Source organism: Bacillus pumilus, assembly GCF_900186955.1.
In the GTDB taxonomy this organism is placed as follows: domain Bacteria; phylum Bacillota; class Bacilli; order Bacillales; family Bacillaceae; genus Bacillus; species Bacillus pumilus.
In genome coordinates this window covers 2,205,820-2,219,531 of record NZ_LT906438.1, presented here as the reverse complement: position 1 = coordinate 2,219,531, position 13,712 = coordinate 2,205,820, and the positions used below count along the sequence as shown (strand labels likewise).

Genomic DNA, 13,712 nt, shown 5'->3' with positions numbered 1-13,712 from the left:
ACGTCACATGAAAGGGAGGGGACCTATAGGTCAACCTCCTCTTTTTTGCTGTAAGTAAAAAAGTCCGCCATTTTCAATCGTTAGACTGATTTTTGGTTCGTATAAAGTTTTGAGTGCTTGTCTTTCTATTTCATATTCTACAGACGTGTCTGAAGTCCCTTCATAAAATTGGTTTAAAAGTTCAGTGTCTTCTTTCCATTTTTGAACAGCTCTTACCGCCCAATCATCTGGTTCCTCATGGGCGTAATGCTCCATTAAACTGTAGAGCCGTTTGACGCCGCTTTCTGGCTTGATCATTGTACTCATCGTAAAGCAGTAATCGGGAATTTGAGATGACAGCTCACGGGTTTCCAGCTTTTCTTGAAATTGTTCAACGACTTCTCCGCGTATTAGATGAAGTCCTAGTGATAAAAGCTTATCCTTCTTTCGATCTGCGAGATAAGAAATTTTCACATTGAGACCAAGCCAGGGCTCGAGTGCGATCTGGTTGGCCATGAGAGGGGTGACTCGTTCATAGAGACGGATAAATCGGCCCTGCTGTTTGACAGCTTCGAAAATTTGAAATAAACGAGGGGAGCCGAAGTGGATAAATTCACCCTCAATGGTATCATCCACTTTTTTTTGATCGGTGATGAGGGTCAATTGCCGCGGCTCCGGAACACCACCAGTTTTTTCAAGCCAGTGCCAATAAAAAGGGCGGTTCATAATCAATTTATCCATATCGATGGTTAGTTGTACGGTCATATGTCCAGCACTTTCTTCTAGTATGTCGCATTGATTTGCCTGAAAGAAACGGAGAAGAAAGGTATGTATGTCACGCTGCTTCATTGATCAACTCTCCTTTATGAGCCTTGCTGTCTTTTTTCTAAAAGCGGTGTTTTTGCTTCTGTTAAATAGGAAGCAAACTGAGTTAATTTCTTTTTCATGTCACCGTCTGATTCGTGCTGAAAGAGAATCTGATGCAGTTCTGATTCGGCATCTTTGATATCGATTCGCGTTAAAATATCATCTAGATCGCCAATGACGTTTTCAAACAGCTGAATTTTTTCATATAAAAGCTTTAAGATGTGTTCCTCAACGGTACCGTTAGTTGCCATATTGTAAATGTGGACATCTCGCTCTTGTCCAAGGCGGTGGATACGTCCAATCCGCTGTTCTAAACGCATCGGGTTCCACGGAAGATCGTAGTTGATGATTTGGTTACAAAACTGAAGGTTGATTCCTTCGCCGCCGGCTTCTGTAGCAATTAACACTTGCGCCCGTTCTCTAAATAAATCTTTCATCCAATCCTTTTTGCCCCGCTTAAAGCCGCCCCGAAAAGGAACGGAGCTGATGCCATTTTGCTGAAGAAACCATTGTAAATAAATTTGTGTCGCGCGGTATTTGGTGAAAATAATGACTTTTTCATTTAACTGTTGAATAAGCCTAACGACTTCAAGCGCCTTTGTGTTTTGCTGCACTTGATTGATTTTCTCCATAATTTGCGCTATAGCAGAGGATCCAAGGATATGTTTTTCATCTTCCTGCATTTTTTTAATTGTCATATAGACCGCCTCGCGACTTGAACAGCATTCTCGTTCCAAGGTCATGATGGAAAACATGTGTTTAGTATAGGACGGGTTCTCTTTCAGCTTGCAGATTTCATCATATAATGCTTGTTCCGTCGGAGAGAAATCAATGGAAATCGTTTTGACATGCCGTTTTGTCCACTCAATGCCCGTGTCTTGCCTTCGGTTACGAATCATCACTTTATTCACAAGCTGTTTTAAACGATCATGGTCTTCTAGCTGTAAATCCTTTTTGGCAAAGACATCTTTAAACTGATGTTCATTCCCTAGGTGACCTGGCTTCAGAAGGGAGACAAGATTAAATATTTCTCCAATACGGTTTTGGATAGGCGTCGCTGTCAGCAGCAAGCAGAATTTCTTATTTAGATTTCTCACAAATTCATAGTTTTTCGTTTTATTGTTTTTCAGTTTGTGTGCTTCATCAATAATGACCATATCGTAGGCAATGGATAAAATAGTGTCTCGATGCGGCTGCCTTTTGGCTGTATCAATGGAGGAAACCACGACGTCACACTGCTCCCACACGTAGCTCTTTTTTTGTTCGACAGCATCAATATAAAATTTCGTCCGCAGCTCCTGTACCCATTGAGATACGAGAGAGGCGGGGACGAGTATGAGAATTTTTTTGGCAAGTCCACGAATCATGTATTCTTTGATAATAAGTCCTGCTTCTACGGTTTTTCCAAGTCCCACTTCATCTGCTAAAATGGCTTTTCCGTTCATCTCTTCTACGACTCTTCTGGCTACTTCAAGCTGATGTTTTAAAGGCGTGAATGCAGGCAGATGGGCAGGAGCTTGCAGTCCTTCAAATGAATCAATGGCTGTGACTTTTTGGACCTGCGTCGCTAAACGGTACATTTCCCAGTTCGCCCAGGGGCCGTCTGCTGCAAGCCGCTGCTGAAATTCACTTGCCCAATCCTGATCAAAAATCGTTTGAATATTCAATGTGGTCGCCTGCCTTTCTAGTAGGTTGGGGATAAAATTGTTCTGTATTTAAACGCTTCATTTTTTAAGAGGTCTTGAAAAGACTAGATATTTGAATAAAAGCGAACGATAATGAATGGTTGTTTAAAAAATGTTAATGATTTTTCTGTTGCTCTTCATCCGTTTCTAATGGTAGGATGTTGGTAAGTGATCTAGCAAATAAGTCACCCATTTTGATAGTATGTCCAATAAATGTGAAGAATATGAGCGGATGATGGTATGGGGAGAGACTTGGCGGTTATTTAGCACTGGCAGGCGCCGAAGGAGCAAGCTGATTCGTTTCAGTGAATCTCTCAGGCAAAAGTACTCTTACCGGACGCAACTCTGGAGAGTGTTTGCTCATCGTTTTTTTAGCAAACCACCAAAGGGGAAAACGCACAATGATGTTGTGCTGTAAACTTTCAGGTGCAAGGACAGAGACTTCTTTTTGATAAAAGGGAGCGCTCTGTCCTTTTTTGCTGTGATTTTTTTCTGAAAATTCAGCTTGTGATCTGCACTGAAAGAAAAAAGGGGGAAACGATTGATGTTGAAACGAACACCGCTTTTTCATGCGTATGAAACGTTTGGCGCAAAAACCATTGACTTCGGGGGCTGGGAATTACCTGTCCAATTTTCTTCCATTAAAGAAGAGCACGAAGCTGTTCGAACAAAGGCAGGGCTTTTTGATGTGTCTCACATGGGTGAGGTGGAAATCAAAGGTCAAGATGCCCTTCCTTTTTTACAAAGGTTATTAACCAATGATGTGTCTAAGCTGACAGACGGCAAGGCACTATATACAGCCATGTGCTATGAAGATGGCGGGACAGTGGATGATCTGCTCGTCTACCAAAAAGAAAAGAACGATTATTTGCTTGTCATTAATGCATCAAATATCGAAAAAGATGTGGAGTGGCTGCTTCAGCATCAAGGTGAGAACGACGTATTGATCCAAAATGTCTCTGATCAAATCGCCTTGCTAGCCCTTCAAGGACCTCTTGCCGCTGACATCATGAAAGATGTGGCGGATGAAGAAGTGACATCGCTCAAGCCATTTACATTTTTATCAAGAGCTGAGGTTGCTCAAAAAGAGGTGCTTGTTTCAAGAACTGGCTACACAGGAGAAGACGGCTTTGAAATCTATTGCCAGTCAGAAGATGCGGTCCACATTTGGTCGGCTTTATTAAAAGCAGGCGCACCAAAAGGATTAATACCGTGCGGGCTCGGTGCACGTGACACCTTGAGATTTGAAGCAAGACTTCCGCTTTATGGGCAGGAGCTATCAAAGGATATCTCTCCATTAGAAGGCGGGATTGGCTTTGCTGTCAAAACGGATAAAGAAGCCAATTTTATTGGCAAAGAAGCGCTCAAGAAGCAAAAAGAAGAAGGGCCGAAGCGAAAGCTTGTCGGCATTGAAATGATAGATAAAGGGATTCCGCGCACAGACTATCCGGTCTTTTCAGGAGAAAAGCAGATTGGGGTAGTCACAACGGGCACACAGTCCCCAACATTAAAGAAAAATGTCGGGCTTGCTTTAATTGAATCTTCTCAGGCGCAGCTTGGAACAGAGATAGAAGTACAAGTTCGCAAAAAACGTCTAAAAGCGAAAATCGTCGCAACACCATTTTATAAAAGAGCCAAATAACGAGGGGGAATAGAGGATGAAGCATAGGTATTTGCCGCAAACCGAGCAAGATCAAAAAGAAATGCTGGATGTCATCGGCGTTCAGTCGATTGATGAGCTTTTTTCAGATATCCCAGAAAAAGTGAGATTTAAAGGAGCATACAACATTAAAGCAGCCGCATCTGAAACAGAGCTTGTAAGGGAATTATCCCGATTAGCTGCAAAGAATAAAGATACGGTCTCCTATGCATCGTTTCTTGGTGCCGGTGTATATGATCATTACCAGCCTGTCATTGTGGATCATGTCATCTCACGTTCTGAATTTTATACAGCATACACACCTTATCAGCCGGAGATTTCGCAAGGTGAACTACAAGCCATTTTTGAATTTCAAACAATGATTGCTGAGCTGACAGGTATGGATCTTGCTAACTCCTCGATGTATGATGGCGGGACAGCATTAGCTGAAGCGGCAATGCTAGCTGCTGGACATACAAAAAAGAAAAAAGTGGTTGTTTCTGAAACGGTTCACCCTGAAGCAAGAGCCGTGCTAAAAACATACGCCAAAGGACAGCACATCGAAGTTGTTGAAGTGCCTGCGAAAAAAGGGCAGACGGACCTAGCAGCATTAGAAAAGGCTGTCTGCGAAGATACAGCAGCAGTTCTTGTGCAATATCCAAACTTTTTTGGTGTCGTCGAACCGTTAAAAGACATTGAACCTATTGCGCATAAAGGGAAAAGTCTGTTCGTTGTCTCTAGTAATCCACTTGCACTCGGGTTACTGACGCCGCCAGGAAAACTTGGAGCAGACATTGTCGTTGGTGATGCACAGCCGTTTGGTATTCCAGCAGCGTTTGGCGGGCCGCATTGCGGATATTTTGCTGTGACGAAAAAGTTGATGCGAAAAGTGCCAGGTCGTTTAGTCGGGCAGACAGAAGACGAAAATGGTGTTCGTGGGTTTGTACTAACCCTTCAAGCGCGTGAGCAGCATATTCGGAGAGATAAAGCGACGTCCAATATTTGTTCGAATCAGGCATTAAATGCATTAGCCGCTTCCGTTGCCATGACAGCACTCGGAAAAACAGGCATCAAAGACATTGCGTATCAAAACGTACAAAAAGCCCACTATGCGAAGACGCAGGCAAAAGCATATGGACTGCTTGCTGATGTAGAAGGGGCCCATTTCAATGAATTTGTCATCAAATTACAAGAACCTGTAAAAGAAGCCAATAAACGATTGCTTGAAAAAGGAATCATCGGCGGCTATGACTTAGGGAGAGACTTCCCAGAGCTTCAACATCACATGCTTGTCGCCGTGACAGAGCTAAGAACGAAAGAAGAAATTGATACGTTCATGAAGGAATTGGGGGATCGCCATGAATAAACAAGATCAGCCGCTTATTTTTGAATTATCCAAAGAAGGAAGAATTGGTTATAGCCTGCCTGATTTAGATGTACCTGAACAGGAGATCCCAGCTTTATTTGATGACACGTATATCCGTCATGATGATGCTGAGCTTCCTGAAGTATCTGAGCTTGATATTATGCGTCATTATACAGCATTATCAAGACGTAATCACGGGGTCGATTCCGGATTTTATCCTCTTGGCTCTTGTACAATGAAATATAATCCAAAGATTAATGAAAAGGTTGCACGCCTTGCAGGCTTCGCGCAAGTCCATCCACTACAAGAGGCAGACACTGTGCAGGGAGCATTAGAATTGCTGTATGATCTAGGTGATCATCTTGAAGAAATTACGGGGATGGACGCTGTGACATTACAGCCTGCGGCAGGGGCACACGGGGAATGGACAGGACTCATGATGATCCGTGCGTACCATGAAGCAAGAGGAGATCATAAACGAACAAAAGTCATTGTGCCGGATTCTGCTCATGGAACGAACCCAGCATCTGCGACAGTGGCTGGGTTTGAAACCATTACCGTCGCATCTGATGAGAATGGGCTTGTTGATTTAGAGGACCTGCGCCGTGTTGTCAATGAAGAAACTGCGGCTTTAATGCTGACGAATCCGAATACACTCGGCCTATTCGAAGAAAATATTTTAGAAATGGCTGAAGTCGTTCACGGAGCTGGTGGCAAGCTTTATTATGATGGAGCGAACTTGAATGCCGTTTTGAGCAGAGCAAGACCGGGGGATATGGGATTTGATGTCGTTCACTTAAATCTTCATAAAACCTTTACAGGTCCACATGGAGGCGGAGGCCCTGGTTCAGGTCCTGTAGGCGTAAAAAAGGATTTGATTCCGTACTTGCCAAAGCCGGTGCTTGTGAAGAAAGAAGGCCGCTTTTACTTCGATGATGATCGACCAGAATCAATTGGCCGAGTGAAGCCGTTCTATGGTAACTTCGGCATTAACGTCAGAGCATATGCGTATATTCGCTCTATGGGCCCAGACGGCTTAAAGGCTGTCACTGATAATGCCGTGTTAAATGCGAACTATATGATGCGCCGCTTAAGTACTCATTTCGATTTGCCATTTGACCGTCACTGTAAGCATGAATTTGTCCTTTCAGGTAAACGTCAGAAAAAATTAGGTGTACGCACACTGGATATTGCCAAGCGATTACTTGATTTTGGCTATCATCCGCCAACGATCTACTTCCCGCTCAATGTAGAGGAATGCATCATGATTGAACCAACTGAAACAGAATCAAAAGAAACACTTGATGCCTTTATCGAAGCGATGATTCAGATTGCAAAAGAAGCGGAAGAGAATCCAGAAGTCGTGCAGGAAGCGCCGCATACAACGGTCGTCAAACGAATGGACGAAACAAAGGCTGCCCGGAATCCAGTTCTCGTTTTTGAAAGATAAAGAAAAAAGACTCAGGGGATCATGCTCCCAGAGTCTTTTTTGTTAGTTCTTCGTTTTAATGCGGCCGCCCCATTTTTTAAAGCCGCCTTTTAAATTATAAATCTCACGACAGCCGTTTTTACGTAACGTTTGCGCTGCTTTTCCGCTTCTCAAATTGTTTTGGCAATAAAGATAAACAGGCTTGTCAGGACGAATTTCATTTTTGCGCTGCTTTAGCTGGGAAAGGGGGATGTTTCTTGCCCCTAAAATATGTCCGCCATCAAACTCATTTGGCTCTCTCACATCAATGAGTTGAGCTTTGCGGTAACCTTTAATAAATTCTTCTTCCGTCAGCGTTTTCATAATACGCTGCTGATAAATGTAGCTGCCGACAGAATAAAGAACGAAAAGTCCACAAAGTGAGAGGACGATATAGTTGAACATTGACAATACAACTCGACTCCTTCTTGAGCATCAGCACAGTGGCCTGTCTGATGGTACGTTTTAGACAAATACTATTATAGTAAAGCAAAAGAAACTTGTCATCATAAATGGTAAGAATTATTTTCAATTCGTTCCCTATTTGATAGACTGATGGAGAGAGAATATCGGTGGTCATGACCATCATCTAACATTGACTACGTAAAAGAGAAGGGATTTTTATATGCAAAAAGAGAAATGGTGTTTCATTGATACAGGAAATCAAGACCCTGCCTTTAACATGGCAATGGATGAAGCCTTGCTTTATTGGCATAGTGAGAAGCTGATCCCGCCTGTCATCCGCTTTTATGGATGGAATCCTGCGACATTGTCTGTTGGGTATTTTCAGCATGTTGAAAAAGAAATTAACATGGAAGCAGTCGAGCGCTATGGCCTTGGGTTTGTCCGCAGACCAACTGGAGGGCGTGGGGTTCTTCATGATCAGGAGCTGACCTACAGCGTGATTGTGTCAGAGGAACATCCAGAAATGCCGGCGACGGTGACAGAGGCGTACCGCGTCATTTCAGAAGGCATTTTAGAGGGCTTTAAAGAACTGGGACTCGATGCGTATTTTGCCATTCCTCGAACAGATAAAGAAAAAGAAAGCTTAAAAAATCCAAGATCGTCTGTATGCTTTGATGCCCCTTCCTGGTACGAGCTTGTCGTAGAAGGCAGAAAGGTAGCAGGCAGTGCTCAAACGAGACAAAAAGGAGTGATCCTCCAGCACGGCTCCATCTTAATTGATCTTGATGAGGACAAACTGTTCGATTTATTTCTTTATCCAAACGACCGTGTGAGAGAGCGGATGCAGAGAAGCTTTAAAAACAAAGCGGTCGCCATCAATGAAATCTCAGACCGAACTTGTACAATAGACGATGCGCGTGTGGCGTTTAAACGAGGATTTGAAAAAGGATTAAATATTGAGCTTGTGCCTTATGAGCTGACAGATGAAGAGTTAGCATTTGTCCACCATCTTGCCAAAACGAAATATGCCTCAGACGAGTGGAATTACAAGCGTTAGGACAAAGGACACTCCTTGTTTTTTAAAGGGCGATGGTGTAGAATTGTTATGATTATTAAGTAAAGGTGCATTATGGAGGGGTTTTATGACTACACCTAGTATGGAAGATTACATTGAACAAATATATATGCTGATAGAAGAAAAAGGATATGCCAGAGTCTCTGATATTGCAGAAGCACTCGCTGTCCATCCCTCCTCTGTAACAAAAATGGTTCAGAAGCTAGATAAAGATGAATACCTCATTTATGAGAAGTATCGTGGTCTAATTTTAACCCCGAAAGGCAAAAAAATTGGAAAACGTCTCGTATACAGACATGAACTGCTAGAGCAATTTTTAAGAATCATTGGTGTAGACGAAGAGAAAATTTATGATGATGTAGAAGGCATTGAACATCATCTCAGCTGGAACAGCATTGACCGCATCGGCGATCTCGTTCAATTCTTTGAAGAAAACGACGAGCGATCTGTTCAGCTGAAAGCGATTCAAAAGAAAAACGAACAAACAAATCAAGAATCTTAAGAAAAAGGACACCCATGCAGAGGGTGTCCTTTTTGATTAAAGTTCTAATTGAAAGCATATGCTCTTACACTATTAATAGCGTGATATCAAAGGGGGCTCCTTGATGAAGATAGATGGTGTGTTCTCAGGTGGAGGCATTAAAGGGGCAGCACTTGCGGGTGCCTATGAAGCGCTTGAAGCAAGAGGATATCAATTTGTCCGCCTTGCTGGTACAAGTGCTGGAGCGATCATTGCTTCACTCATCGCAGCAGGCTTTACAAGTCAGGAGATTCGGGAGCTTTTAGATGAAATGGATGAACATCACTTGCTTGATAGGAGATGTCAATTCATTCCGTTTAAAATGCTTAGGTGGGTCTCCATTTACTGGCGCCTCGGTCTGTACAAAGGCGACCGGCTGGAAAAATGGCTGACAGATGTGTTGAAACGAAAGGGGGTCACCGTATTTGGGGATCTCAAAAAAGATTCGCTGAAAATTGTTGCCTCTGATTTAACAAATGGGAAAATCCTCGTTCTGCCAGACGACCTTCCTTCATACGGTTTAAATCCAGAGCGCTTTTCTGTTGCAAGGGCAATCCGGATGAGTTGCAGTCTGCCGTATTTTTTCGAGCCTGTCAAACTAAAGTCATCGAAAGGCATTTGTACCATTGTGGATGGAGGCGTGCTTAGCAATTTTCCAATTTGGTTGTTTGCCGAAGAGAAAAAAAGACCATTCGTCGGTGTCACATTAACCCCAAACGAAAAAGAACGCCCTCAACACTCCATCCGCAATGCGTTTGAACTGTTTGGCGCTCTTTTTGAAACGATGCGTGGTGCTCATGACGAAAGACACATTGCCACAAAACACGAACGTCATGTTATTTTTATTCCAGTAGAACACGTCATTGCCACTGATTTTCAGCTGATGACAGAAAAGAAAAAGGCGCTCGTCGATCTAGGCAGACAGAAGGCCGAGCAATTTTTAAAAAGCTGGACATTTTAAAACAAAGCGCGATTCTTCTTTTTGTTTTTCTTGCCTTCAATCACAGTTAACTGTGTTTGGCTTTTCTTTTTGAGAAGGACGGGCTTAGACTTGTGGTCAGTCGGCACGCTTCGCAAATGAGTGACCCGATTTTTCATCTGGCTTTTCGTTTTTGGTTTAGGCTGCTGGTAGCGACGTTTTGATTGTTTGACTGCTTTACGATAAAGATTGCCTTCTGTTCCAGTTCTTCGATTCATCAGCCATCTAAATAGGAAAAACATAACCGCTCCAATGATCACAACTGATAGCAGCATTGTAAAAAGTCTGCCTGGATTCGTTGTGAGTAAATACACAAATCCCAAAACACCTAAAGCGAAAATAATGGTAAAAGCAGGATGTACTCGGCGATTCATAACTGTCCACCTCCGAAGGAATTTACCGGATTTATAAGTTAGATCACTTGATGAGCAGAATCTGACGCTTGTTTCTCAGATGCTTCCTCTAAACGAAGAAGTTCATTAAAACTTGCAATGGCTACCTCGACTTGATCGTCAGAGGGTTCTTTTGTTGTGAGCAATTGCAGCCAAAGGCCAGGATAGCCAAGCGCTTTCAGCACAGGCACTTCTCGGAGTTTGTTCGTAAGCTGAAGCACTTCAAATGAAATGCCGAGAACAACCGGAATGAGCGCCAAGCGATTCAGAACTCTCACCCATAAAGGATCTGTCGGTACGAGTAAATAGACGAACATTCCGACAATGACAGTGAATAAAATAAAGCTGCTACCGCATCGATAATGAAGCCGTGATTGTTTTTGGACATTTTCCACTGTGATGTCAAGATTCTGTTCATAGCAGTTTATGACTTTATGTTCTGCGCCATGATATTGAAATACCCTTTTAATTAAAGGGGTCATGGAAATAAAGTAAATATAGCCTAATAACAGGACCAGTTTAAAGAATGTTTCCACTGCGATTTGTGCGAAATTCCCTGAAAAGACGGGCCGCACAAGTTCAGCTAAAAAGACAGGTACTAGGGTAAAGACAAATTTACTAAAGAGAAGAGAGAGAACTCCGATCACAGCAATGCCGAAAATCATAGATAATTTCGAGCTTTTTTGTTCTTTTTCAAGAGTATGATCTTCTGAAGGATCTAAGTCATAGCGCTCGCTGGAGAAGTTCAAGTGCTTACTGCCATTTGCGCTTGCTTCAACAAGTGCAGCAACACCCCTGACAAAGGGGATTTTCTTGAGAAAGGCGGTTCGTTTATTGGAGGTCCGGGGAAGCTTTAAAAACTCAATGGACTGATCCTTACGCCGAATCGCTGTCACATAGTTCTTTTTACCTCCGAACATGACACCTTCGACAACTGCCTGCCCTCCATATGCTGGAGGTTTTGTTTGATTGGACATATTTCATCAACCTGCCTGTTTCCTGTAATTTACATGCATTTCCTTATACCTTTATTGTACAGGAAATGAGGGGAAATCACTAGCGCACAGGTCGATTATCTACTAGAATTCTATCTACCTCTTTTTAGCCAGTATACCCTGTTATAAAAATTTTACACTCACGGATGGAAATCCTTTTTTTTATGACATTTTGGACATACTACTTGCTGGAGGTGTTCACAAATGAAACGTGATGAAAAGAAAAACCAAGAAGAAAAAAATCAGGCTGTACAAACGTCATCGCTGTTGGCAAGAGCAGCTGCGACAGGCTTTGTTGGCGGTGTTTTTTGGGGCTTTATCGGGTTTCTGACCCATATGTTTCATTTCTCAGAGGTGAGTCCCAATATGCTCCTTCAGCCTTTTGTGCTCGGAGAGTGGAAAAAGGGCGGACTTGGTACTTTTATCAGTATTGTACTTTTAGGGGTTTTATCGATCGGAGCAGCCTTTATTTATTATGGGCTTTTGAAACGGATCAAAGGCTATTGGATGGGGCTGATATATGGCGCGCTTTTATGGCTGCTCGTTTTTTACGTATTTAATCCCATTTTCCCAGATGTAAAGCAAGTCCAGGATTTGCAGCAAAGCACCATCGTCACAACATTTTGCCTATATATTTTATACGGCATGTTTGTCGGATACAGTATTTCGTTTGAATATAATGAATTAACGAGTCAAAAGCTTGCGAGGGCACTCGGGAAAAAGACAGAATAAAGTGTAAATCACCTATTCATATGATAAAATATTTTTGGAAACGAAAGGTTTCTAAGGAAAAAGAAACAGATCTCGATATAGATTGAATTAGGGTGAAGGAGTGGTTGTATGCCTCATTTTCTTGTACTGAATGGGCCCAATTTAAATAGGCTTGGCAAAAGAGAGCCGGCTGTTTACGGAAGTAAGACGCTGACAGATTTAGAGACAGATTTGTTCCAGTTTGCAGAAAGAGCCAATATCCAGTTAACGTTCTTTCAATCAAATCACGAAGGAGATTTGATTGATGCGCTCCACGAAGCAGAAGACCAGTACGATGGAGTCGTGTTTAACCCGGGGGCTTTTACACACTACAGCTATGCCCTGAGAGATGCCATTGCAAGTATTTCTTTATCCGTCGTTGAAGTACATATCTCAAACGTTCATAAGAGAGAGGAATTCCGCCATCATTCTGTACTTGCTCCAGTATGCCAAGGGCAAATCGTTGGTCTTGGTTTAGAAGGGTATAAATTGGCGATTCGTTATTTAGTGAGTGAAGGGGGAGCAGTATCATGAAACTTGAAAAGTTAAGAACACTTTTATCTGAATTAGAGATCGATGGTCTAGTCATTACGAGCAGCTTTAATTTACAGTACATGACCAGCTTTACTGGCTCAGCCGGTCTCGCCGTTGTTTCAAAGGACCGGGCAGCTTTTATCACGGATTTCCGTTATACAGAGCAAGCGAAGGACCAAGTAAAAGGCTTCGACATTATTGAACATAAAGGAAACATCGTAGAAACCGCAGCTCAAACGGCAAAGGAATTTGGGATCAAACGCCTTGGGTTTGAACAAAACCATATGACATTTGCCACTTACCAGCAGTATGCAGGTAAAGCAGGTGATATTGAGCTTGTTCCGGTCTCAGAATCAGTTGAAAAGTTGCGCTTGATTAAGTCTAGTGAAGAGATTAAGATATTAGAGGAAGCTGCGAAGATTGCAGATCACGCCTTTGATCATATTCTCACTTACATCAAGCCGGGCTTGACGGAAATTGCTGTCATGAACGAGCTTGAATTTTTCATGAGAAAAGAAGGCGCTGAAGGATCTTCATTCGATATGATTGTCGCCTCAGGTGTTCGTTCAAGCCTGCCGCACGGAAGAGCGAGTGAAAAGGTGATTGAATCTGGTGATTTAGTCACACTCGATTTCGGTGCTTACTATAAAGGATATTGCTCTGATATGACAAGAACGATCGCTGTTGGCACACCGAGCGATAAGCTAAAGGAAATTTATCATATCGTATTAGAAGCAGAAAACGCTGGTGTGGATAGAATCAAGCCTGGCTTAACAGGAAAAGAAGCTGATCGCATCACACGTGACATCATTGAAAAGTATGGCTATGGTCAATACTTTGGGCATTCAACTGGCCACGGGCTAGGGATGGAAGTGCATGAAGCGCCAGGCCTTTCCTCACGATCAGAGGTCGTCTTAGAAAAAGGAATGGTCGTGACAGTTGAGCCGGGAATTTACTTACCGGATGTCGGCGGCGTGAGAATTGAGGATGATATTGTCCTGACAGCTGACGGCAATAAACGATTGACCCACTCACCGAAAGAACTTATCATATTATGA

At 42.8% G+C, this 13,712-nt stretch carries 14 protein-coding genes and 2 riboswitches; of the genes, 9 read left to right on the top strand and 5 right to left on the bottom strand.

Annotated features, from left to right (window positions below):
* Nucleotides 1-30: 30 nt before the first annotated feature.
* Together CKW02_RS11310 and CKW02_RS11305 are read right to left on the bottom strand one after the other, a co-directional pair.
* Nucleotides 31-828, bottom strand: a complete 798-nt coding sequence (locus tag CKW02_RS11310) for a YqhG family protein (RefSeq protein WP_003217448.1) — start codon at nt 826-828, stop codon at nt 31-33.
* Nucleotides 829-842: 14 nt separating this feature from the next.
* Nucleotides 843-2,513: a DEAD/DEAH box helicase gene (locus CKW02_RS11305; protein WP_095117842.1), complete on the bottom strand. Its 1,671-nt coding sequence runs from the start codon at nt 2,511-2,513 to the stop codon at nt 843-845.
* 250 nt (nt 2,514-2,763) lie between these two features.
* Nucleotides 2,764-2,871, top strand: a riboswitch (glycine riboswitch).
* A 3-nt stretch (nt 2,872-2,874) separates the two neighbouring features.
* Nucleotides 2,875-2,971, top strand: a riboswitch (glycine riboswitch).
* A 104-nt stretch (nt 2,972-3,075) separates the two neighbouring features.
* Here CKW02_RS11305 and gcvT point away from each other — a divergent pair.
* Genes gcvT through gcvPB form a run of 3 tightly spaced genes read left to right on the top strand, consistent with a single transcriptional unit; the run spans nt 3,076 to nt 6,986 of the window.
* Nucleotides 3,076-4,173 carry a glycine cleavage system aminomethyltransferase GcvT gene (gene gcvT, locus CKW02_RS11300; protein ID WP_003215703.1) on the top strand — a complete coding sequence of 366 codons (1,098 nt, stop codon included), beginning with the start codon at nt 3,076-3,078 and terminating at the stop codon, nt 4,171-4,173.
* Between the two features lie 16 nt (nt 4,174-4,189).
* Entirely contained in the window at nt 4,190-5,536 is a 1,347-nt protein-coding gene (gene gcvPA / locus CKW02_RS11295; protein ID WP_003215566.1) for an aminomethyl-transferring glycine dehydrogenase subunit GcvPA, read from the top strand.
* Nucleotides 5,529-6,986, top strand: coding sequence for an aminomethyl-transferring glycine dehydrogenase subunit GcvPB (gcvPB, locus tag CKW02_RS11290; RefSeq protein WP_003216118.1), 1,458 nt, complete (start codon nt 5,529-5,531; stop codon nt 6,984-6,986). Before gcvPA ends, gcvPB begins: the two co-directional genes overlap by 8 nt.
* Nucleotides 6,987-7,028: 42 nt before the next feature.
* Here gcvPB and CKW02_RS11285 read toward each other — a convergent pair whose 3' ends face one another.
* Nucleotides 7,029-7,409 carry a rhodanese-like domain-containing protein gene (locus CKW02_RS11285; RefSeq protein WP_034620482.1) on the bottom strand — a complete coding sequence of 127 codons (381 nt, stop codon included), beginning with the start codon at nt 7,407-7,409 and terminating at the stop codon, nt 7,029-7,031.
* A 220-nt stretch (nt 7,410-7,629) separates the two neighbouring features.
* Between CKW02_RS11285 and CKW02_RS11280 the strand changes: the two genes are divergently transcribed.
* From CKW02_RS11280 to CKW02_RS11270, 3 genes are all read left to right on the top strand, one after another.
* Entirely contained in the window at nt 7,630-8,466 is an 837-nt protein-coding gene (locus CKW02_RS11280) for a lipoate--protein ligase family protein (protein WP_003216009.1), read from the top strand.
* Nucleotides 8,467-8,551: 85 nt separating this feature from the next.
* Entirely contained in the window at nt 8,552-8,986 is a 435-nt protein-coding gene (gene mntR, locus CKW02_RS11275; protein ID WP_003215946.1) for a transcriptional regulator MntR, read from the top strand.
* Nucleotides 8,987-9,089: 103 nt separating this feature from the next.
* Nucleotides 9,090-9,965, top strand: a complete 876-nt coding sequence (locus CKW02_RS11270; protein ID WP_003215585.1) for a patatin-like phospholipase family protein — start codon at nt 9,090-9,092, stop codon at nt 9,963-9,965.
* Here CKW02_RS11270 and CKW02_RS11265 read toward each other — a convergent pair.
* Nucleotides 9,962-10,357, bottom strand: a complete 396-nt coding sequence (locus CKW02_RS11265; RefSeq protein WP_003215754.1) for an SA1362 family protein — start codon at nt 10,355-10,357, stop codon at nt 9,962-9,964. The genes CKW02_RS11270 and CKW02_RS11265 overlap by 4 nt on opposite strands.
* Nucleotides 10,358-10,395: 38 nt before the next feature.
* Complete coding sequence (locus CKW02_RS11260) at nt 10,396-11,352, bottom strand: DUF1385 domain-containing protein (protein ID WP_003215983.1); 957 nt, start codon at nt 11,350-11,352, stop codon at nt 10,396-10,398.
* Nucleotides 11,353-11,574: 222 nt separating this feature from the next.
* Here CKW02_RS11260 and CKW02_RS11255 point away from each other — a divergent pair, with 222 nt between their 5' ends.
* The 3 genes from CKW02_RS11255 (at nt 11,575) to CKW02_RS11245 (ending at nt 13,712) form a co-directional block, all read left to right on the top strand.
* Nucleotides 11,575-12,102: a YqhR family membrane protein gene (locus tag CKW02_RS11255; protein ID WP_003215963.1), complete on the top strand. Its 528-nt coding sequence runs from the start codon at nt 11,575-11,577 to the stop codon at nt 12,100-12,102.
* 108 nt (nt 12,103-12,210) lie between these two features.
* The gene (aroQ, locus tag CKW02_RS11250; protein WP_003215787.1) at nt 12,211-12,654 is read left to right on the top strand and encodes a type II 3-dehydroquinate dehydratase; all 444 of its coding nucleotides are present in this window, start codon (nt 12,211-12,213) and stop codon (nt 12,652-12,654) included.
* Nucleotides 12,648-13,712, top strand: coding sequence for a M24 family metallopeptidase (locus CKW02_RS11245; protein WP_170966016.1), 1,065 nt, complete (start codon nt 12,648-12,650; stop codon nt 13,710-13,712). The genes aroQ and CKW02_RS11245 overlap by 7 nt, the downstream gene beginning before the upstream one ends.